Raw genomic sequence first — 22,855 nt, 5'->3', positions numbered from 1 at the left:
CTGTTTGTCACTTTTTTTTTCGAAAATAAATTTCTATAAGGACAAATTTTGACACTTTTATATTTATTTATAAAATTCATCAACTTTAGTCCCTAATAAGAAAGAAACAGTAGATTAAATTCATTCCATGAGCTGTAAACTACTCTTAAAACCGAACGATTTAAAGTTAAAATAATAATTTTAAATTGGAACAGTATTATGAAAAGAAGTAAGATTAGTCTGAAACAGATTGAAAAAATGGTAATTTACCGAAATACGTCTACTAAAAATTAAACCTATTCGTACTATACTTAACAATCTATTACAGGGTAAGTAAAATTGCCAATATTAAAACCAAACAAGGTTGACTTTACCTTATGGTAATCATCAACCTATTTAACAGAAAGGTTGTCGGTTAGTCATTAAACCATGACCTGACTACCGAAGTAACCATTATAAGAGCATGGAATATGGCCATTAAAAACACAACCCTGAAACAGCCCTTAATATTCCATTCTGACAGAGGCATACAATATGCCAGCCAAGGTTCGCTTCAATAATTAAAAGTTACAATGGCTTGGTAAGGCAATCCATGAACGCAGGACAATGCCGTAGCTGAACCTGTTTTTTAACCCTTAAAAGTAGAATGGGTTTATATGCTCCGTTTTAAATGGTAGTATCTCACTAAGTGTGTAAAGTATAAAAATATCGAGGGTTGCAACCCTCGATATTTTTTTGTTTAATTTTAAAATTTATACACTTATGAAGAAAGAAGATTTTCTAAACGACGATTTTTTAAAACAGTTTAAAACAGGAGACGAACTAACCGCCTTTCTAAAATCCATCCAAAAGCGAGGTATTGAAAAGATGCTCGAAGGCGAACTTGATGCGCATCTAGATTATGATAGACACCAACAATCTGATAACAGCAATACCCGTAACGGTTACGCTTCAAAAAAGATAAAAACAGCTCTAGGAGAGACTAATATTAAAGTTCCTAGAGACCGAGAAGCTTCTTTTAATCCTATGTTGGTTCCAAAACGCACTAACATGGTAGATGGCATAGAAAATGTCATTATCAGCCTTTATGCTAAGGGGATGAGTAATTCTGATATCGAAGAACAAATCCGTGAAGTCTACGATTTTGATGTATCTACATCCACCATATCCCGCATCACAGATAAGGTAACCAATGACATTGTAGCCTGGCAAAATAGACCATTGGAACCTGTATATTTAATTACTTGGATGGACGGAATTGTATTCAAAGTTCGGGAAAACTCAAAAGTCATTAACAAAACCATGTACATTGCTGTAGGATTACGTAGAGATGGTAAAAAGGAAGTCTTAGGGCTTTGGTTGGGTAAGAATGAATCGGCTGCATTTTGGATGAGCGTACTAACCGATATGAAAGCCAGAGGCGTTCAGGATCTGCTTATCACGGCCACAGACAATCTTAACGGCTTTACCGATACCATTAAAAACGTTTTTCCTGAATCTAAAACCCAAATCTGCGTGGTGCATCAAATTAGAAATGCTTGTCGTTATGTGGTTTGGAAAGACAAAAAGGAATTTACAAAGGACATGAAAAGTATCTATGACGCACCTACCAAAAGTGCAGCAAAAGCAGCTCTGGATGACTTTGCACAAAAATGGGAAAATAAGTACTCTTACGCTATTAAAAGCTGGAGGGACAATTGGGAAGAACTTACCGCTTTCTATGAATTCCCTATCGAAATCAGAAAAATCATTTACACTACCAACCTTATTGAAAACCTTAATGGAAAAATCAGAAAGTACACTAAAAACAAACTCTCATTCCCTACAGATGAAGCTGTTATGAAGTCCACTTTTTTAGCCCTTAGAGAGGCAACTAAAAAATGGTCAATGCCCATTAGAAACTGGGGCATTATTTTAAACCAGTTTTTGACTATATTTGAAAAAAGGGTTCAACTTTAAAAAAGCCAAACCCTCGATTTTTAACTTACACACTTTTCGGGATAGTGTCTTTTAAATTAAGATCTTATCCCAAACTTTCCACATTTCAATGGATAGTGTCATTTAAATAATATATTTACACCCTAGAACTATTTGAATATTCATTCAACTAATTGTCCAGTTTTTTATTGCAAGTTCAATTCGCCAATATCTGAGACTCCAAACCAGAATTGCGTACCATCATTATTAAAAGTAAAAACATTTTCTTCGTATCCTTTTGTTCTATTTCTAAGAAGATATAACCCATTCTTTTTGAAACCAGTATAAGTTAGAAACGTATCTTTTGCTTTTTTTACAAATATTGTTTTCCATTCCTGATCATAATTCATTAATTCATATAATTCTCCAACATTAATATGATTATCATCATTTCTTGCCTGAATTTTAAAACCTCTCACTCGCTTATCTGTTGGAATTTTAAAAATTAAATCCAAATTTCTAAAATCAATGTATGTCAAAGGATCGTCATCCATTAATCTTTTTAACCTCCCTTTTGAACCCAAGCTATTTTTTTCTATTTCAATTCCAGTAACGCTTTCACCTCTTTCATCACATAATTTAAATTCAGCTAAATGAATCTTTATCGAATCCACACCATGTAATCTATAATAGTTATAACTTTTAGTTGTATTAAACTTAAATATAATTTTCTGAGTGGAATTAAACTTTTCAATTTTAAATATTGTGTCAAATGAATTCTTTCCTAGTGTATTTGCCCCCTGTATAATACAATGATTTAGACTACTAATTCTTGACTTCTTTTTATTAATATGGGGAAAAAATGGTGGATACTTCCTTGTAATGATTGCATCCTTGTCAATAATTTCAATATTACTCATTTCTATTACTCTTCCTTTGAAGTCTAAATAAAAAGGGAAGTTAATAGGTTTTAATGAGTTATTTAATTCTATGCATATTGCATATAAAACTCCTCTACCTAGATTCTTAAATCTAATCATTCCGTTATCATATTCATAATTTTCATCAACTACAGCCCATTCATTTTTATTATCATAAACACATAATTTATAATTTTCATTCTTTCCTTGTTTCAAAATATCTTGAACTTCTATATCAGAGGTTAATCTATATTCACTAGTAACATCTTGAAGAGGTAATAATTCAATTTTGTCTTCCTTAAGCTTAACGAAATTGAATCTATATATTTTTGGAAAACTACCAACATTAAAAATTTCTTTGGATACTGAATTAGAATATTCGTCTACGCTTACCTGAATTGGTAATAATTCATTCTTAGTCTTTAAAAAAACCCAAGAATGTCCGGATGAATGATGAAAATTTCCCCAATGATTAGTATAATCTTTACCCGCTGCCAAACCTAGCGACCTTAATAAAGCAACAAAATAATTTACTAAATCATCACATCTACCAAACTTAAGTTTCTCTACCTGTGTTAAAGATAAAGCTCCTTCAAATTTAGTCAATACCTTCTGCCCACCTTCTAAATTTAAATCGTTATAAATTTTTTCGATAACTTTCTCAATAGTCATACTTTTTAAAGAATCATAAACCCATAAATATTTTTCATATAATTCTCTTCTTTTGGTAAACTCTAACGGCTCATTACTACATCTATATGGAACAACATAATTTAAAAAATCACTAAAATCTGATTGTAAATAATTGGGCAGTTTATTATGTGCTTCAAATGCCAAATCTATATTTTCAATCAAAAATTAGAGTTTAAAACATCAATATCTTTAATATTTTTTTTTAATTCTCTATTTTTTTCTGAAATTAATTTTGAGCTTTCGAAGAAATTTTCTCGGGTATAGTCTCTTATTTTTCTTGGTTCTAAATTTTCTTTAACCTGTTTTTGTCTTGTTCTTTCTAGCGAATCTATTAAATTATTATAAAAAAGATAGGTGTTTTTAAAGGAGTAAAATGGAATATTAGATATTAAACTTTTGGCAGCTTTAAACTTTAAAGAATCTTTATCCCTTTTACTAAAGTGATCTAAAACGGCAATATATTCCTCTTCATTAACACCCGCTATGTTTAATGTATTTTTAATTCCTTTGGGATAACCCGTAATAATATTATAAAAAAGATAAATTAAACTAAATAATACAAAACCACTAACTATATATTTTTTCATAAATTCACTTTATTAGCAATGATCTGGTTTAAAAATCAAATATGATTACTTATCAATTTTTATTTTTTATAATTCTTGTAAACCTAATTTGAAATATGGGCCTTAAGTTCCTTAAATGCCTGACTATTACCAGGAGATTGAAAGCCATATGATACCACTTTACCATCTTTCATTTCGATAATACACGGGTAAATTTTGTTCTTTGTTGGAATATCAAATAGACCCTTTTTATCTAAAAATATATTATCATGCTTATGGATATTTACACCTATTTTTTGTTTCAAAATTTTTAAGGATTCTATTTTTGTTAAAACAAACAATATATTTTTATCATTAATAAAATCTTTCATAAAAACCTCCCCTTCTTGAATACAACCTTCACAACCAAGACCAGGCAATATAACAATCCATTTATAACCTAAATCAACATTAATTTCTTTGATCAATGTCCCAATGAAATTAATTTCAACGTCTTTGATATCCTCTTTACAACTTGTTAAAAATAAAGGCACCATAAAATATATTATTATTTTAATTTTCATAACATGGCAATCTATTTTTCTATTTTAAAAATTTTTAAAATTAACGCTACTTCATTTATATCATCATGATTTAAAAACTCTATATTTAACCCTTCTTTTGTAACAAAACTATTTTCCCAATTCCAGTCCCCCCATTTCCCTATATTAGTCTCACCTAAATATTTAAAATTTTCATCCATAGCAATAATAGCTAATTCCTTATCCTTCCATTTAAAGTTTATATCATTTTTTCTTAAAGCCCTCCTTATAAACCTGTAGTAAACTTTATCATATTTATCATACTTAATAGCAGAATACAAATCCGTTTCTTCTACGTGTTGCATTTCTTTTCTTTCGGGGGTACTCTTACCCTTTGGTGTATTTACAGAAGTTATTGTTCCTGCAAAATTACTACCTCCATAAACTTTTCTATATTGATTAGTATTTAAATCTGATATATATAAATCATGAGAAATGGGAAAACTTAAAACCAAAAAATCTCTATCATTATTTAGGTCTGAAAAAACTTCCTTATAAATAACATGATCCCAATTAACTCCAAATCCATACAATTCTTGAGGGTAATAGTTTTTAAAACTTAAATTATTATCCTTTAGATTTACTTCTGTTGTAAACTTGAAAGTATCAATTAGACTATCTGGCATAGACCACATAAATTGTCCTGTTAGCAGTAATTTATCTTTATATTCAAAAAGAGGGGTTACTGTGCGTGGATAATATTGAGGATACTTTAAAATCCATTTGTTATTTTTTATATTAGAATTATTTATTAACGAAATTCTATTTAAAACTACGCCTTCGCGATTTGTTAAAACTAACTGATTTTGATGTTTATTATAAATAAATATCGAATCCATATTTTTTATATGGTACCCCATAGGCATGAGTATACCATTTGGCCCTTTCTTTTGATATTTTATTTTATTAATTAAATTAAGATTTTCATAGTCATAAAAACAAATAGAATTATCATACCTATTAAAAAAAGTAAAATACCTCTTCCCATAATTATCTAGATATATTTGGGAATATTTTGATTTTGGTGCAGTAGTACTATCCAAAATGAAACTTTTTTCACTCACCATTTTTATACTATTGGTTGACACAAGCGATCCTTCCTTCAAATTTTGAACCTCTATAACTTTTGAATTACAAGAGATCAAAGAAATTAGTGTTAGAATAAAGAACAAATACTTCATAAAATTTATTAATTAAACATATTGTTTTGGCTATAATCGATTAAACAAAAATTAAACAGAGGTATACTGCGTTGATACGTATCACCAAATTTACCAACCAATGACTTATAAATATTAAGTTAAATTTAAATGGTATCCTATTTACGCATTCATAATTATTATTACATACCCTCCAAATAATAATAAATCCCATGAGCTATAAATTTTTCCCAGAAAATTATTCGTTATATTTTTTATATTAAATATTACAAAGAATATATTTATTTAACCTTAATACTCAAAAAAACAATTTGTTAGGGACAAATTCTGACACTTTAAATTTTAATTAAATTTAACCAACTTATATCAACACATTAAACAATTTCTGGTTACCTCAAATAACCTTCTTTTTTATCCAACAAGTTTTTATATGATTAATTTCGATTAAAAATTCTTTTAAAGAGAATGGTTTTAATAAATGTGTCTTTTCTTTTTCACAAAAAATATAATACGAATAATGCCCTATTTCTATTATATAGATAACCACTAAAAGATTTCACTTAAAGGGATAAAACTCTTTAAAAATAATCATATTAATATTCTTTATCTGTTCGGAAATCATTAATGCGTTTGAACTGTTTATTTAAAATTTGTTACATTTTCAATCATTTATTATTTTTTTAGTTTATAATAACATCTAAACTCTATTTAAATTAATTTATTCTATCTCACCTTTTAACAACAAACTCAAACTCTTGCCGTCCTAATTGTCCTAGACCACTTACACCTTCCAAAACACCCAAAAATTTGGTGTTTATATCCGAACAATAAAAGGTAATTTGTGCTTGTCCGTTTGTATCAGTGATGATATTTGAGTTCCAATACAAGGTGTTTCTGTAATCTGGAAAACCGTTAATTTGTTCTTCCAAATCGTAAACGGGCTCGTAAAACACTTTTTGGGGGTAGATACCTTTAATCACGGCTAAATTAAATTTTCTTAAAAGCTCTGCTTCCGTTAAAACAGGGTATTTATATTTCATTTTATGAAAACCATAATATCCATCATTAATCCAATGCTCATCTAATTGACTCTCATACCTACTATGAAATACATTGTAAATTTCTCCATCAATTGGCCTAGTGCTATCTTTTCGGCCACACTGCCAGCAATTTAAAGCATGATGTGGATGAGCACATATAAAATCGGTATTCATATCTAGTTTTGCCAAACTATCCAAAGTCCCCATATATTTATCTCTAAATACGCGTTCTTTTTTAGCTGTTAGCATCACTTCGTCCAACTGATTTACATCTTTATAAGACGTAAAGTCTTCTAAGGCTTTTATGTTTATTGAATTAGTTTCGTAATCAAACGGGTAAATACAATCTTTCCGCTTTTTAATTGTATTGATGTTTTTAAAGGTTGGGTCGTTTATAGCTATACCTATATTTTTGTTAGGATGGTTCAGTAATAATTTTAAATACAAATAACCACCTTGGGCTTGTTTGATATATTCGGGCAATACTATAAATCGTCCTAAAGTATCCACTTCAATTAAATGCTTACCACTATCCTTGTCGGCTGTAAAAGCCATTACATACTGCTGCGATAAAAGAGCTTTGTCTTTTTGCCTTTTCGCACTAATTCTTCCTATTATCGTGTCGTTTACTGCAAATTGTTTTTTTGTGCCAAGCTGTTTTAAGTTATGCTCGCCCCAAACATAGGCCCGCCAGCCTTGTGTAAGCAATAACAAATTTAGGGCTTGCCTTCTGTTTTTATTGTGGTCGTTAAAATAATACCCAGGGTTGTATAAATTACCTTGCAATTCTTCTGTGAGAAGAAAATGAGTCTCTATAGTTTTAGTGTCTTTTGGGTTTTTATAAATGGCATCGTAAACACTTAAACCTAAATGAGCTATTTGCGGATTGCCATTTTGGTCTGTAACCTGTATGTTAAGTTTGGCCTGTGCTTTAGTGTCGTATTCACTTTTATCCAATATGGCTTTTATATGTAATTTTTGATCTTGTTTTATAAAGACCAAGCGTTCGGCAACGGGTTGTAAATCTTGATTAAACAAGGTGATCTCGGCGATGCCTTTAGGAATATCTTTAACAGGAATATTTACAATTTGAGTGTCCTCTAAAAGCGTTTTCGCAATGGTGTATACCACACCCCGAACTTGAACCCGCACATACACCATTTCTTTTCTTGCATTGGTGGATTTAGAAACTTTTAAAGTTATGGCGTCGTTAGAGTTGGTTATTAACTGTAACACTTTGCCTTCGGCCTTTATCTCTGGAAGTCCCACATGGGTTTGCGATAGCGAATCGTTTAAAGCAATGCGATAGGTTTTTGTACGATCTGGCGTAAAAACAAACGCCCCCATGCCTGCATGTGTGGTTTTAAAGTCGAGTAAGGGGTTGTCGTTTTCGAACAGGATTCCTGAAACTGCTTTTGGTTGTCCGTTGGCCTCTATAGCTTTAAAAGCCACGGTACTTTGGATACCAGATACTAAATAGCCACCTTCTGGAAACAGCTTAAAATCGAAATCGGTTTGCTTGGGTTTAGAACTAGAATCATTCGCTAAATCCGAAATCCGATCAACAATAATAAGCTTACGAAAGCTTTTAAAGCCCTGCTGATTGTTATAAAAGGAATGCGAAGTCAAGGCTTCTAATCTGTAATGTCCTGGTTTTAATGTGTCCTGAATAAATACATGCCCATCTACAAAACCTTGATCTATATGATATTTTTCTTGCCATACCGCTAAGTTGGTCTCTGCTTCAACCAATTGCACGTACAAGGTATTACTTAAATCTGAAGGTGTTAAATTTTGACTACGTAACAGATAACCTTTAAACCATACATCTTCACCAGTTTCGTAAATGTCCTTACTCGTTTGAAGATAAACAGTTTCTTGGGGGTAATTTATTGCGGGTTTTGTTATGTTATCTAATAAACTGGTGGGAATGTCTAAAGTTTGAGCATATAGAGCCCCTAAACTTCCAGTAAAGCAAAAGAAGATTACTATCCATTTTGTCATAAACTCTATTAATTTCATTGTTAATAATTGATTTACAAACAGGTTCTATAAAATTTGTAGAACCTGTTTGTAAATTCAAAAACAACTATACTTACCAAGTTGACCTATAAGTATCGCATTTTTGATCCTCTGGAACGGCTGTTAAAAAACAATGTCCACTAAATTGATTACATTTACCATTATTTAATGATGTTTCTACGCATTCGGCATTAGCTTGATTTAAGTTGATCAAACTGTTTAAATTTAACCCTTGATTTTTACTTATGTTTCCAGTATTTACAAACAAAACGAAAGCAAAAACTCCAGTCCCTATAAATCCTATTAATTTTTTCATCATTTTTAATTTTATTATTTAATTTCCATTATAAATATTTCCACAAAGTCTAAAAGAGGTATGCTACTTTGAGAAACATAATATTAGTCAATATTATTTTATCTAATATGCTAAATGTTTTAATTAAATTTTTAAATTAACTTTGAACAGGTTTTATATAGTTCAAAACTAAAACATCCATCCTCTAAATTATAGCAACAGTTTATTTCACAAGCATTCAATTTTATTAAACAATTATTGATTTCAATTTTTTTAAATCATGATTTATATGGAACACACTTATTTCACACTAACACTCAAATAAACAACTTGTTAAGGACAAATTTTGACACTCTACTCGTTATTTATAAAAAAATAATCTTATGAATTTTTAAAACAGTTTTTGAATGGATATGATGGATATAATTTCCTGAAGAAAGAAATAAACTCTAATGACCAAACAATTTTTAAATAACTATTTACTATATTTAATTAATACATCTAAAAATACTCTCTACTAAATGTTTCTAAAACTTAATATTAATTAACAATGGACAAATAAAGATGACTAAAGGAAGGTAAGAACACTTTATACGTGAATATGAAATACGTTAAAAAACTATAAATATGAAAAAATTAAAAATTCCAAAAAGCTAAAGCTCAAATGTTAAATTGGGATTACAAATTCAAAACAATACGCCTACTCCCCCGCTTCTCTTTTAATACTAATTCAAATTTTTCATTATCTCCCAAGGTAAACTTGGGCAACACATAAATAATGCGTCTTTTCGAACCTTTTCTGACCTCTGAAGAAAAATTATATTTATGTAGTACAGGCAAACTCAACTTCTGATAAGAGGATTTCCGTTTAGAATTGGAAGACACCCTATATAACTCCAAAGTTTCCAATTCAAAATCTATTTGGGATTTGTTTTTTAATTCCAGTACTAAATACACCTTATCCCTATAATATCTGGTGTTTAATAATTTCAGGATTATCCCATCATTTCGTTTGATTCGAATGGCTCTATGATCCTGATCCAATAAGTACCGACAAAACCTGTCATCATCCGAGCTTGGCCTTACGTTTAAGGCAACCTCTTTCTGCTTTTGGGTAGTCAGATAGCCATCAGGGTATTCGTTCCCAATACTCTGGGAGGAATCTATAAAATAATTAAGTTTGGTGATGCTATCCCTGTAAGTTAAAACATAACAATAGACTTGGCCATCAGCGGTTACAGCCAATAAATTACTGTCTGGCCCTGATCGTCCCTGTAATAGTCCAAAGGTTTGCCTTTTCTCCCGGTTATAGGTAAACACAAAATCATCTGAACCTGTAACGGCTTGGCGTATATCATCAGGAAAAAACAACGCCACATTCATATTATTGTTGACCATGATGGTATCTAAAACCACTTTATTCTGAGCCAAGCTTGCAAACCCCAATAAAATACAACTAACAATTAAACTAAACTTTTTCATTTTTCTTAGTGTTTGATTATTCATCTATTTTTAAAAACATCCTGTAATTATCCAGGATAGTCACTTTAATACTTCTATTATTTTGTTGGAACAGTTTTTTGATACCACTTACTTGGGGCACACCTGCGATATTGATATCCTGAACGATGTCCCCTATAACTTGGGTAGTTGCCTCCCCCTTAAAGCTATTTTTAATATAAACCCCCTCACTTCCATCCTGCCAATCAAAGGCCTTTAATTTTACTGGAATATGGGTAATGTTATGGATATTAATTAAAGTTCTATTAGGCATAAAATTTACAAACCCATATACCGGGGTATGTTTCCCAAACCATTGTCCATTTATCTTGGTATCCTGTAATAAGCGTAAATTAATGCGATGGTTCGCCTTAAGGGTTTGGGTGCCATCTACCGTCACAGGAATGTATTGGACAGCACCTTCGGACAAATCACTTATTGGTGATGAGGCAAAAAACAATTGATGCTCTAAGGCCATTGACTTGGTACTAATTTCTTCTTCAATGGGACTACCAAGCGTATTCCCTATGGTTTCACGGTTTCCATTCAAATCCTTTTGTTGAATTGATGGGTTTGATGGACGCTCCTCTGAATAATAAATCCTACTGCTCCTGTACACACTATCCACCAATTTGAGTTTTTTCTGACTTAGCAAACTTGTATCATACACCCCTAAGGAGTCCAAATACCGCTCATCATAAATACTGGGAGCATTGGTATGCTTGACGTCCTTTAAATCATTGATAGCCTCCAGTTTACTTTCATACTGTTTTTTATCTCCTTCAAGTTCAGGCATGGGTATTTGGTTAACATCTAATTTTGGTTCGTCCTTTTCCTCCATCAGTATAATTCCATAGGCACCTATAAACAAGAGAACACAAAGCAGCAATCCTGCAAATACGATTTTATTTTTTTCTATTTTCATAAGCCTCAGTTTTAATTATTTTCTATTTTTTTAAGGGACTTTTCAAAAAAATCGGTAATTAATAATCCATGGGTATTTCTTGGAAAATTACGCTCCACATGAATTAAATGTCCTGTAGTGGTTAATTCATACACATCCGTTATGGTGCCCCGATTAATTTCGAAAATGGTTACAGTTTGGAATGCATAGGGCTCTTTTTGGACATCTACGGTCGATGTTACGCTGCGCACCTTTTGAACTAGGGAATATTGCAACAAACGGTTGTAGACCCCATCCGCTTTCTTTTGGCGATACAATCCGTCCACCGAACTGTTTCCGAGCCATAAAGCCTTTTCTAATTGATGTTCATAATTCACAGCATCAATACCATAAAAGCCTCTATGAAACAATTCCAAATGAGAGAGAGCCTCTACTTCAAGGTTTTCCTGCTGGGATGCCACTTCTAAAGGGATGACCTGTCCCTGCGTACTTATGGCAAAGGCATGATCCAACATCTGCTGGTGTTGACGAACGACTAGAATAAGGGCGACGACACTTATTATGGTAGCCCCTATAATCACGGTCATAACAATGAAGCGGTTTAATTTTAAGGTATTGTAGATATCTTTATAAGGCGTTTTCATAACTGACTATAGTATTAGGTTATTTATCAATTGGTAAAGAGTCTAATGGTAAAAGTGGTGGCCTTGCGATACAGTTTGAACTTGAGCAGGACTATGAAGCCAATAGAACCCAATTCGATCACGGGTGCAAACAGGTGGCTTCCCCATTGGGTTCCGAATAAATTGGCCCAAAAATTGGTGTTGATTTCTGTGTACAGGGCGTTAATAAAAATATTAACGAAAAAGAAAGCGGGCACCAACATATACACGCCAGCATAGAGTTTGAAAAAATGATAGCCTAGGCTCCTAAATTTTTCAAATACAGAGAGACTGATCACTAAAGGAAAAAACAACTGCATTATTCCTAATAAGAAATAACGTTCGGCCAAAAACAGGGGATAAATAAACACATCCAAAAGCCACAAAAACAAACCGACTATGAAGGTGACCATTCTAAGCCCAAAAATGGGACTGACCAAAGCTTCGTGCAATAAGACCAGGGCCTTTTTGGCGGCTTCCATGGCACCCACATCCGCTTCAAGATCCAAGGCCTGCATCTGTAAAGGGAGGAGTGCCGGAGCCGTGTCTCTAAAATCCTCTTCTATGGCAACCAAAATCCCATCAAAGACTGCCAACACTTCCGTAGAGAACAAGACTACAATAACCACTGCAAAATTCTTGGCCAACTCCCCCGGTGTCAATCCCCAAGTATAGCCTTCCTGGTTTGCTATGCCTTCATTATACTTTTTTAAAATATTAATGAGGAAGAACAAAACGGCCAAAGCTTTCATACCCGCAATGGTGTAGCTGGCAAAATCACTATCCTTTATCGTGGTAAACACGGCATCCATATATTCTAAACCTATCCCTAAAAACATCTGTAATAATTCAATAATTACTATCCCTAGTGTTAATGCGCTCCTGTAAGTCCCTAAAGGCTATAATCTCCTTATACCGCTTGGTCTTTAAGGTGACTTCGGTCACCATTGCCTTGGATTCCTCTTCCTTTTCCTTTAAGAATGTTGCCCGTTCGGCATCCGTCATGTTTAAGGCATGACTGGTCAGGATTTGGGTTACGAATTCCAAGTCTTCCAAAGATTTATTTATAATGACATCAAAAGATTTCGAAATCCTAACGACCTCTTCAGGCCGGATATGTGGCGAATTTAAAATCGCCCTTAAATCCTCTTGGACCAGATCATAAAGCCTTTGATTGTTTTTGTATAGCGCCTTAACGGCATTGAGTTGTTTTATGATGGTATTGACCTGCTCTATACGGTCCTTCTGCTGCTTTAAAAAGTTTACCGTTTGCAATAATTGGGAGGTCTGCTTGGCAGATTCGATAAGCGATTTGGCCAGACTGATAAAATTGGTATTGTCATACACCGGCATGCCCTGGGCATAGGTGGAACTAGGCATTAAAAAACTACCCAAAGCCAAAAGCACGGTAAATAGAAATTTAGTATACATCTTTTTTATTTTTTATGGTTGAATTAGTTACCCCTTGCTGGGTCAGATAAATCGTTATGGCCTTTTCCATATCCTTAACCTCATTATATATGGCCATGATATTTTCATGTTCCAGGCCATCGGTAAGGTAAGCGGCAAACACTTCCTGGGGTACTTCCAATCGGAACACGTTACTTTCCTTCCCTATTTTGATAAACATTTCGGTATACTTGCGTGACCCAGATAAATTATTCCGTATCGATCGCAATTGGTTCAGATCATGATTGGATAAGTTTAAACGCCGTTGGAGGTCATCGTACCCCTTTTCATTGTGCAAGCTGTAAATAACCTGTGTATTTTCAAGGATACTGGCAGAAGTCGCATTGTCCGGTAACTGGTTTATGGATTGCAGGATGATGCCGATGGCCCCGTTTTGTTTTCGAATGGCTTGATAATAAAATTCTACGCTTTCCAAAACACTTTTAAACTTAAGTTGTTTGGCAAACTCATCAAAAAGAATCATGCCCCGTTCTGCCTTATTCCTCCAAATCGTCCGTTGTATGGCTGATTTTATAAGCTTGAGCATGACGGACAGAATCTCTTTGTTATCCTTAACTTCATCAAGTTCGAACACGATAAGCCGTTTGTCCTCCAGCTTATAGGTTTGATCTGCATCTGTGTGAAACAAAAAACTGTACAAACCATCGTCCACATACTCGGACAGTACGTGTAAAAAATCATAACGATTGAAATAGCACTCTTGGATGCCCAGGTCTTCCAAAAGGGTTTCCTTGTTCTTGTCCACAAACCGATAGAGTCCCGACAAAGAATAATTGGTATCCCCTGACCGATAATAATACTGCCTTAAGACTTTCTTCATAGCCACTTCTTCGGCCTTTGAAGTGTCATCCCCATAGGCCAAGAGCTCCAATATAAACGTGGCTAGATCTTCCAAGCGCTCCGGTGTTACATCCTCTAGACTTTGAATGTAAAAGGGGTTGATCCCCAAGGTTTTTCCTTGTTCGTAGCGTAGGATGATATGGTCTTGGGGATACAATTTGGCAAATTTGGCATAGGATCCCCCAAGGTCTATGACCACCAATCGGACTTGGTTTTCGAAATACTGCCGTAAAATGTTATTGGCCAAAAAGGACTTGCCCTCCCCTGTGGGCGCAAAAATGGCAAAATTTCTGGCTTTTATACGCCGTTTCTTTTCATCCCAAACATCTTTGAGTATGGGAATATTAAATTGCCTGTCATTAAAAAGTACCCCTGTGGTATCAGATTTATAATTGGTATTGTTTACAAAAAGACAAAGGGCGTGTTTCAAATCAGCAACATATAAGTCTTCATTGGAAAAGTTTGAACTGTGGCAGAAATAAGAGTTCAGAAAATAATGCTTGCGTTCCTCACCTCTTGGATAATAGGGCTGGATATCCAAGGCCTTACACTCTGCTTTAATCTTAGAGGCGATCCCTTTTAATTTATCTATCCGTTCATCCCAAAATACCACATTGCAATGCCCCCTAATAATTCGTGAACTCTCATCCTCCTGGATCTGGGCTAGCACGTTTTCAATTTTTTTAAGCACTATTTTATTTTGGGTTCCAAAATTGATGCTCTTTTTTAAGGCTTCAATTTTCTGTTCCAATAGCTTACACCATTGCTGTTTATCATCAAGGTATAGAATATGGTTGAGGATATGATTTTCATTCAGGTTCAATCCCAGACCATCCATAAAACCTTGATGAAATACAAATTCATCCGAGGTAAATTTAGCGTTAGTCTTACTACTTTGTACCTGTTCCCCGAAACAGGCTTCATTATTTATGGCCATAACCTCAAAGTGATGGTCCCCGATCCCAATCCCTGAGGTATCGAGCTGCATATCGGTGAGACAATCGGTATTAAACCCATTAAAATAGTCTTGGGTCAACTGTCGAATAGTATGGGCTTCTAAGGGCAATACATGAATCTTTCTGCTATTATTGATATAGGCTATGGCATCGGTAACACCCGATTTAAAAGTCTCTATCCAGCGCTCCAGTCTTTTATGCTGGTTCACGCCTATGGGCTTAAATGGGTTTACATATTTCGGAATGTGCATCACCTTGTTTAACGGTAAGCTTATAAACAAATAGGATTGATGCTCCATGTAGTCCCTTCCTTCAAAATGCGATACCGTTGCCTTGGCCAGGAAGCTATCCTTAGGAAGGTGCCCAGCCGAAAACTTACATTTTTTGTAGACTTCCTGTTTGTGGATAACGCTACCCACAGGAAGTTCCTTGAAGGCTTGGAACCATAAGCCGTGTATGGTTTCAAAATCCTGTTCTGAAAGGGAATAAACTTCTGGCAATACGCATTCATAAGCTAAAATGACATTCCCATTACTGGCAAATACCATATGCTCCTGAATATCCAAAATAGGGTCATAAGCCCTGAGGTTCATCTGTTTCATAGGCGATTACATTTAAATATTTCATACGGATACCTTTAGGAAACACGTGTTTAAGGGATAATCTGGGGCCGTAACGGCTCCATTGTCCCAAACAAAAGAACAGTCCAAGGTTTAAAATCAATCCACACACCACCGTAATGACACTAAAGGAGAAAATGATGACCAATAAGGTAAAGACCACACTGGCCATGAGTATTCCGAACAGTGTTATAGGCAGTCCCATAATCACCGCTTGTTTTCTAATGTCCTTATAAACCTTGAACTGCTTCATGGATCTGCTATTAATCCTTAAACCACAATACCAATCAGGTAGGTAAATATGCCTACTACCGCACCTGCTATCAATACAAATACCAACACCCGGGTAATTCCTTTTTTTAAATCGGAGTTCTCTCCAAAGAAATGTCCGGCGTTGAAAAGAAAACCAATCAGAAAGATTACCCCTAAAATGATGGGAAATATGGATCTTATCGTATTGGACACATCGTTTACGGACTGTTCAATGCCACCAATCTGCGCAAAAGTGCTAGTGGAGATCAGAAGGCTTGCCATGGTAACATACATTGCTTTGTTCATTTGAAAATTGTTTTGGTTAGTATCTTTTTTTACTTCAATAAAATTACAATATATTTACATTTAATTACTTGAAAATCAATTATTTATATAAATAATATTATTTAAATCCAATTGATTTGAATTGAAAACAAACGCCTCCAAAACGTATGAATTTCAGCCTCTTAAAACATCAAAATCATGAAAACACATGCCAAATTCATTCTCAAAAACGTCAGTTTTCTTCTTATTTTTCTAAATATGGGGATATTAACTGCCCAAGAGAACTCTTGGAAAAAAGTGGTGGTAATTGATCCAGGACATGGCGGTACGGACCCTGGTGCTATAGGGGTATACCATAATGAAAAAGAGATTACTCTAAATATTGGGTTGGAACTGCTAAAATGGCACCAGATCCTTTTTAAAAACAAATTTGATGTGTATCTCACTAGGTCTAAAGACACCTTGATATCTCTTTACCAAAGAAGCCAAATGGCTAAAGCGATTGGAGCAGATGTGTTTGTTTCAATCCATTGCAATGCAGGAATCTCTACTGCCAAAGGATTTGAGGTATTTATTCCCCAACGGCAAAACCAATATAGTAATCAATCCTCACGCCTGGCGTTATCCATTATAAAAGAGTGCAACCAACATCTAGGGTTTGCATCCCGTGGAATAAAAACAGCTGATTTTAGTGTCCTGAGACAATCTATTTTGGACTATCCAGCCATATTGATTGAATTGGGATTCTTAACCCATTGTGATGAAGGCCTCTATTTTTCACACCAAAAGCATAATAGTGCCATGGCCCTAGCCATTCTCATGGGGTTGGTGCATTTTTTAAACTTATAACATATGGAAACGGCATGTATTCAACTGATCAAAATACTTAAAACCCTTTTGGCGTCGCTTTTTAAATTCTTTTATGACTGGTCACGATCAAGGCCATAATGTGCTTATCGTCGTTTATCCTTGGTGGCCGAGTCAAAGGCTATCAAATTGAACAGTTCCCGCATTCTCGAGCGTACACGATTACCATAACGCTCTTCGAGTTCCTGGGCATTAAGATTAGTGGTTATATGTGTTTTTACCTTATGGTTTAAAAACAGTTCATAGCGCGAGAGAATGACCTCTCCCATCACGTTACAATCTTTACCATAATGTCTTCCTAGAGGTTCTATACCCAAATCATCAAAACACACATAGTTCATATCGCCATAATCCTCTATGGTTTTATAGCCCAAATGGTTAAACCCAAACACGACATTTCGCGCCGGTATGATTTTATACGGTTTTTGATGTGGTACGATATGGCGCAATAATTTCATCAAACTGGTTTTGCCACAGCCCACAGGGCCACTAAGCAAAATGCCTTTTTTTAAATCAATATTCAAGCGTCTGCAGTTGGTTTCATCTTTAATAAAATAATTACAAAGTTTGAATAAAATATCGCGATCCTCCTTATGAATTCTAAACTTGGTACCATACTCCTGTTGTCCTTTGTCTACCAAATACTCCAAGATACTCTCAAAATCATAAGTAATTTTTTTGCCCTGGAGATTGCCCAATGTGTATGTACGATCTCCTTCTGTGATGATATGTGGTTGGATCTGTTTCATAACGGTTCATGATAGTTTTTATTGGAAGTCACCTTCAAGTGGTCCTGATATGGGACACTGCTGTTTCGTTTGTTTTGTCCTGAAGAATTTTTAAAATTTAAATGCTCCTGTTTGTTATCGTTTTCTTTGTTTTTTACTGTTTGTATATGTTTTCTTTTAGATACCACTTCTTGTCCACTTCTTGTCCCACTTTTGGTACCGATAAGGTCTACTTCTTGTCCACTACTTGTCCCAAATTGAAACATCATGATTTGACTCCCTTTAAACTTATTTTTTGAAGGACTATACAACAAATAGCTCCAATGTGATAAATCTTTAATTGACCTATGGTAGGTGGATTTTGATCCCAATTTCGCCAGCATCATAACCTCCTGCCTATTGATATAAAACGTCTCTGGAAAATGATACATATTCCAGAGTTGAAAAAGTGCCACATACAAACTGATATGTGTGGGATTTAAACGCCCATCTTTTGAAAATTGTATAAATACAGCATTCAAATGTTTAATATAATTGATCTCTTCCATAACATTTGGTTTTAGTATGTATTATGGATCTTATGATTTTCGATGACCTTTATAATATCATGATAATCATAATACAATACACCCCCGACTTTAGAGTAAGGTAAAGTGCCATTGATTCTTAAATTTTGTAATGTCCCATGGGAGATACCTAATAGCTCTCGGACTTCTGGGGATTTGAGCCATTTTTTAGATTTATACTCGGCCTCTTTGGACAGTAATACTTTCAGTTCTTCTAGTAATTCGAGCTTAAATTCTCTAAGCTCATCGGTAGTAATGATTCGTGCTGACATGTGCTTTGTTTTTTAATAAACAAAGCCGTCATAATCACCTCATAAATAACTATTGAACGGCTTTGTTCTGATTTGACTTTCGTTGTACAAAGCTGTGAGGTTTTAATCAGTATATTACGGTAGACAGTCGTAGTTACGTCAAACTTTAACATCATAAATTCTGACCTATTTTAGGATGTTTTATTAGTTCGACCTGGTAATTATGAATAAAAATCAGTGTGTTTTAAATAAAATAGAAGAAAAACGGAATGGACGTAAGGTGGACGTAGTTACGTTCTAAATTTAGGATATTAAACATCAATTATAGAGCGTCGTCCCTATCCATTTTGTAATTGAAGCGCTGGATAAGTTCTTCCAGAAACCGAGCCCTAAGCCCCTTTCGCGCCTTGATCTCTGCATAGGTTTTATAGATGTTGTCCAAGGGCAAATCAAACAGGTGTTCAAAAATGGATGCCAAAGACTTGAGATCCTCGTTTCCATGATTGATCACCTTAGATTCGTGCAAGGCATAAATGAGTTCAATGAGCGCTATTTTTGAAGACGTCCATTGTAGGGGCTTATGTATTTTGTTTTGGGGTAAATAGGCTGCTTCCTGTTCTTCAATGGCACGCCTAATATTCTGAATGTAAAACACAAACTCATCCATACCTTTTATGCGTGCCCATAGCATATCATGGGAGGTAAAAAATTTGGGGTCTAAGTAAGCTGATTCTGGGAGTGCATATTTTGGAAAGACCTGGTAGGATCGGGTGAAATATTGTTTGTCTAGGTAATTCAGTTCCTGGTCCATATAATCCACAAAATCGCAATGCCGCTTAAAAAATTTATTTACGCGGCACATACGCTTATTGAGAAAAGTTAATTTATTTTGCTTCCCCAATTTAGGCATTTTGAGTTGACAGGACCTGACTTCTGAAAAATACACCAAGAAGCTCAGCGGAACGACTTTAATCTGTTTAAAAAAATAGATTTCTTCATCGACGGACTTAAATCCGTGTCGCTCAACCTTTTTCTTTAAATGGTACAGGGCATCATTGCACAACAATATGCCTTGGTTTGCTGTACCAAGTGACGTAATATTGCTATAGTTTAGTTCTTCGAGTTTTATTTTAAACCCTTCAACCACGTGTTGATAATTGCTGTCCATGCATTAGATTGTTTAAAATAACCTTAGGGAGGATATTTGATCCTACTTTAATTCTATTAGTTTACACTTTGTTAGTCATAAGTTCCAGTGATTCCATAGAGAAATTGTCCTTCGCTTGTAAATAGGCTACTTTTTGCCTAATTACCGCTCCTAATTTTTTCTTTTCAAATGCTGCGGTCATTCCAAGGTCTATATTTTGAAGTCCTAATTCTCCTGCCCTTTTGATGGTTTGATACAATAGTTGTCTATATACTTGATGGCTTTGCACATAGGCATAATCCATGCCTACAAAAGCAGGAACATAGGTGTTTCCTACGTTTTTATAGCAAAACATGACACCCACAATAATTGGTAGTTCATTCCTTGTATAGTCCTTTTTTAGAGTGAGAACCAAAAATTCCCAATAGGGATGTGATGACATCTTATCCAATATATCAGGTGGGTAGGCAAACGTATTTAGTCCTTGATTATTTTGTCTAACCTGTTCCAATAATCCATAACATCGGGACTGCATTTGGGGTGATAAATGGGATGTAATATCCACGTCAAAAAAAGGTTCAAACGGTTTAATATCTTTTCTAAAATGCCTTCGAGATCGGGATGATAAGCTTTTGACATAATGATCTGTATCTCGCCATTTTAGTTCTGAAATATAGGCTGATTCGGGCATAGACACTTTAAAAAAGCCATGGTTGTGAAAAAACTCATTAAGTACTTCATCCTCTTCAAAATCCCGAAAAACAATCATGGCAGGTTTAAGGGTCTTGTCCAGTTGCTCTATTTGATTTAACATCAGTTGCATGGCACTGAGCCATAAGGGATGGGATGTATCGATAAACAAATGATCGCCTTCAGTAAACAAGGATCCCATACTGAGGACATATGATGTCATATACAGTGGTGCATTCATACGTTTTGACTCGATTTCCCTGGACACCGACTCTGGTGCCAACATATCGTCCTTCCAAAGTCCATAGGTAAAATAACTGGCAAGAATTGGTTTTTGCAGTTGGTCCCAAATGATGATGTAAAAAAATTTCCATTGGGACTCCCTCGATTGTTGGGCATTAAAAGTCTGCTCCAAAAATTGTAAGCCCTGATAATCAAATACACCATGACTCCCAAAGATCTCATTCCAAACCTCCTGATCCAAATCCGCTATGGTTTCGTAAAAACCCATAGTGAGGCCTGGAACACTTTGCTTGTATTGTTCCTCTTCTTTTCTATTCTGCTTTAGGTTAAAAGCATGGAACACCTTTTGTGGGCTTGTAAATGTGGCCTCCAGTGCCTTTGGAAAATGATAATCCATAGCATCAACTAAGGCTTTAATTTCTTCTGGTTGATTATGTCTTGAAATGGTTATACGCACGCCCGTATTTTTAACGGGAACAGCAGGAAATAATCCCAGATTTACAAAAAAGCCTTCTTTGAGTAAGCGGTTTACAAAATTATACCCGGTGATGGGCATGCCTGTTCCGATATAAAATACAGGGGAATTATTGCGTTCTACTAAAGGCAAATCAGTTGCTTTGAGCAACTCATTACATAGGCTTATTCGTTCTTGAAGCTCCCTTTGCAGTACATAAATCTCATCCGACAAATGAATATCGGCCGATGCTATGGCTGCACCGACTGAGGCTGGTTCTAGCTGTGCAGAAAACGTTAATGGACCTCCAAATGTTTTTATTTTACTATACATTTTTTTATTCGAACAAGCCAGAACCGCTCCACTGGCACCAAAGGTCTTGCTTAAGGTTCCAAACACCAGAATGTGCTCCGGCAGCTCCCCTAGCTCCTGCATGACATACCCTGAACCGTGTTTTCCTGCCCAACTCATTCCATGGACATCATCAAAATACAGATGCAATTGCGGATATTTTTTGGATAAGTCTAACAACTCTTTTACAGGTGCTGCATCTCCAAACATGGAATAAAGACCATCTGCCATATACCATATCTTTTGATGTTTAGAAGCTAACTTTTTTAATTTGTCCTCCAACATATCTAAATTGTTATGCCGGATCATTTCAATGGGAACACTCCGTGTTTTTAATACTTTGGCGGCATTTTGAACACTCCAATGCACTTGATGATCTAAAATGATGGCATCACGATCGGAAACCACACTCGGAATAACACCGATATGGCCCAAGGTGCTATTTTTGGTAATGATTACGGGATTGCTGTACATTTCTGAAATCTTTTCCTCTAAACTTTGGTATAGCGGATGGGATACATAGGTTTTAGACAAAGGAAACTGCGTACCATATCGTAAAATGGCCTCGACGGCCGCCCGTTTTAAACGTTCATCTTGTTCCAGTCCCAAATAGCCTGTTGTTCCAAAATGAAATAGGGATTTACCATCAATCCCAATGGTTCTTCCTGAGAGTGATTCGCCATCGGCATACAGGTGTATGACACCGTGCTTGGTAGCATCGGTAAAGACTTCATCGACAATATCCAAAAAATTGTTGGGTTTAATTTTAGCCATAGTGTATTAGGTATTAATTAGTGAAATATGAATGGTTTTAGATCCTAAAAACCTTAATTCCCATTCAAGCTAATCAAAATCGATCCAAATTCAACTAAAACGCATGTTCTGGGATTCAATTA

21 protein-coding genes and 1 pseudogene are annotated in these 22,855 nt (G+C 34.8%); 3 read left to right on the top strand and 19 right to left on the bottom strand.

Going from position 1 to position 22,855, the window contains the following annotated elements; all coding sequences use genetic code 11:
- Positions 1-308: 308 nt before the first annotated feature.
- Both A9D35_RS19265 and A9D35_RS13320 read left to right on the top strand, forming a co-directional pair.
- Positions 309-608, top strand: a pseudogene (locus A9D35_RS19265) (DDE-type integrase/transposase/recombinase); the annotation flags it as partial.
- 133 nt (positions 609-741) lie between these two features.
- Positions 742-1,938, top strand: a complete 1,197-nt coding sequence (locus tag A9D35_RS13320) for an IS256 family transposase (RefSeq protein WP_066223791.1) — start codon at positions 742-744, stop codon at positions 1,936-1,938.
- 164 nt (positions 1,939-2,102) lie between these two features.
- On the opposite strand, the gene A9D35_RS13315 is transcribed toward A9D35_RS13320, so the two are convergent.
- The 14 genes from A9D35_RS13315 to A9D35_RS13250 form a co-directional block, all read right to left on the bottom strand.
- Entirely contained in the window at positions 2,103-3,671 is a 1,569-nt protein-coding gene (locus A9D35_RS13315; protein ID WP_066223790.1) for a transglutaminase-like domain-containing protein, read from the bottom strand.
- A complete protein-coding gene (locus A9D35_RS13310; protein ID WP_066223788.1) occupies positions 3,668-4,096 on the bottom strand; it encodes a hypothetical protein in 429 nt (142 codons plus the stop codon). Before A9D35_RS13310 ends, A9D35_RS13315 begins: the two co-directional genes overlap by 4 nt.
- An 83-nt stretch (positions 4,097-4,179) precedes the next feature.
- Complete coding sequence (locus A9D35_RS13305; RefSeq protein WP_066223786.1) at positions 4,180-4,638, bottom strand: hypothetical protein; 459 nt, start codon at positions 4,636-4,638, stop codon at positions 4,180-4,182.
- Between the two features lie 11 nt (positions 4,639-4,649).
- Entirely contained in the window at positions 4,650-5,837 is a 1,188-nt protein-coding gene (locus A9D35_RS13300; RefSeq protein WP_066223784.1) for a DUF4221 family protein, read from the bottom strand.
- A 707-nt stretch (positions 5,838-6,544) separates the two neighbouring features.
- Positions 6,545-8,860 (bottom strand): hypothetical protein, encoded by a 2,316-nt coding sequence (locus tag A9D35_RS13295; RefSeq protein ID WP_218017739.1) that lies wholly within the window; start codon positions 8,858-8,860, stop codon positions 6,545-6,547.
- A 91-nt stretch (positions 8,861-8,951) separates the two neighbouring features.
- The gene (locus A9D35_RS13290; protein ID WP_159427060.1) at positions 8,952-9,197 is read right to left on the bottom strand and encodes a hypothetical protein; all 246 of its coding nucleotides are present in this window, start codon (positions 9,195-9,197) and stop codon (positions 8,952-8,954) included.
- A gap of 654 nt (positions 9,198-9,851) precedes the next feature.
- Positions 9,852-10,655, bottom strand: coding sequence for a DUF4138 domain-containing protein (locus A9D35_RS13285; RefSeq protein WP_066226094.1), 804 nt, complete (start codon positions 10,653-10,655; stop codon positions 9,852-9,854).
- A 16-nt stretch (positions 10,656-10,671) separates the two neighbouring features.
- Entirely contained in the window at positions 10,672-11,598 is a 927-nt protein-coding gene (gene traM, locus A9D35_RS13280) for a conjugative transposon protein TraM (protein WP_066223777.1), read from the bottom strand.
- Positions 11,599-11,609: 11 nt separating this feature from the next.
- Positions 11,610-12,221, bottom strand: coding sequence for a conjugal transfer protein TraK (locus A9D35_RS13275; RefSeq protein WP_066223775.1), 612 nt, complete (start codon positions 12,219-12,221; stop codon positions 11,610-11,612).
- A 26-nt stretch (positions 12,222-12,247) separates the two neighbouring features.
- Positions 12,248-13,078, bottom strand: coding sequence for a hypothetical protein (locus A9D35_RS13270; protein ID WP_066223773.1), 831 nt, complete (start codon positions 13,076-13,078; stop codon positions 12,248-12,250).
- 10 nt (positions 13,079-13,088) lie between these two features.
- A complete protein-coding gene (locus tag A9D35_RS13265; protein ID WP_066223771.1) occupies positions 13,089-13,670 on the bottom strand; it encodes a TrbJ/VirB5 family protein in 582 nt (193 codons plus the stop codon).
- Complete coding sequence (locus A9D35_RS13260; protein ID WP_066223769.1) at positions 13,660-16,107, bottom strand: TraG family conjugative transposon ATPase; 2,448 nt, start codon at positions 16,105-16,107, stop codon at positions 13,660-13,662. The genes A9D35_RS13265 and A9D35_RS13260 overlap by 11 nt, the downstream gene beginning before the upstream one ends.
- Positions 16,079-16,378 (bottom strand): hypothetical protein, encoded by a 300-nt coding sequence (locus A9D35_RS13255; protein WP_066223767.1) that lies wholly within the window; start codon positions 16,376-16,378, stop codon positions 16,079-16,081. Before A9D35_RS13255 ends, A9D35_RS13260 begins: the two co-directional genes overlap by 29 nt.
- Positions 16,379-16,395: 17 nt before the next feature.
- The gene (locus A9D35_RS13250; RefSeq protein ID WP_066223765.1) at positions 16,396-16,683 is read right to left on the bottom strand and encodes a hypothetical protein; all 288 of its coding nucleotides are present in this window, start codon (positions 16,681-16,683) and stop codon (positions 16,396-16,398) included.
- Positions 16,684-16,860: 177 nt separating this feature from the next.
- Between A9D35_RS13250 and A9D35_RS13245 the strand changes: the two genes are divergently transcribed.
- The gene (locus A9D35_RS13245) at positions 16,861-17,511 is read left to right on the top strand and encodes an N-acetylmuramoyl-L-alanine amidase family protein (RefSeq protein WP_066223763.1); all 651 of its coding nucleotides are present in this window, start codon (positions 16,861-16,863) and stop codon (positions 17,509-17,511) included.
- 104 nt (positions 17,512-17,615) lie between these two features.
- On the opposite strand, the gene A9D35_RS13240 is transcribed toward A9D35_RS13245, so the two are convergent.
- The 5 genes from A9D35_RS13240 to A9D35_RS13220 all read right to left on the bottom strand — a co-directional run bounded on the left by A9D35_RS13240 (position 17,616) and on the right by A9D35_RS13220 (position 22,733).
- Positions 17,616-18,278 carry a P-loop NTPase family protein gene (locus tag A9D35_RS13240; protein WP_066223761.1) on the bottom strand — a complete coding sequence of 221 codons (663 nt, stop codon included), beginning with the start codon at positions 18,276-18,278 and terminating at the stop codon, positions 17,616-17,618.
- A complete protein-coding gene (locus A9D35_RS13235) occupies positions 18,275-18,805 on the bottom strand; it encodes a hypothetical protein (protein WP_066223759.1) in 531 nt (176 codons plus the stop codon). The genes A9D35_RS13240 and A9D35_RS13235 overlap by 4 nt, the downstream gene beginning before the upstream one ends.
- Before the next feature lie 11 nt (positions 18,806-18,816).
- Positions 18,817-19,095, bottom strand: coding sequence for a helix-turn-helix domain-containing protein (locus A9D35_RS13230; protein WP_066223757.1), 279 nt, complete (start codon positions 19,093-19,095; stop codon positions 18,817-18,819).
- A 301-nt stretch (positions 19,096-19,396) separates the two neighbouring features.
- Complete coding sequence (locus A9D35_RS13225; RefSeq protein WP_066223756.1) at positions 19,397-20,242, bottom strand: RteC domain-containing protein; 846 nt, start codon at positions 20,240-20,242, stop codon at positions 19,397-19,399.
- A 61-nt stretch (positions 20,243-20,303) separates the two neighbouring features.
- Positions 20,304-22,733, bottom strand: a complete 2,430-nt coding sequence (locus A9D35_RS13220) for an aminotransferase class I/II-fold pyridoxal phosphate-dependent enzyme (RefSeq protein ID WP_066223755.1) — start codon at positions 22,731-22,733, stop codon at positions 20,304-20,306.
- Positions 22,734-22,855 lie beyond the last annotated feature (122 nt).

This window comes from Formosa haliotis (assembly GCF_001685485.1).
In the GTDB taxonomy this organism is placed as follows: Bacteria; Bacteroidota; Bacteroidia; order Flavobacteriales; family Flavobacteriaceae; genus Formosa; species Formosa haliotis.
The sequence above is the reverse complement of the archived record's forward strand: the minus strand, read 5'-3'. Positions and strand labels throughout refer to the sequence as shown.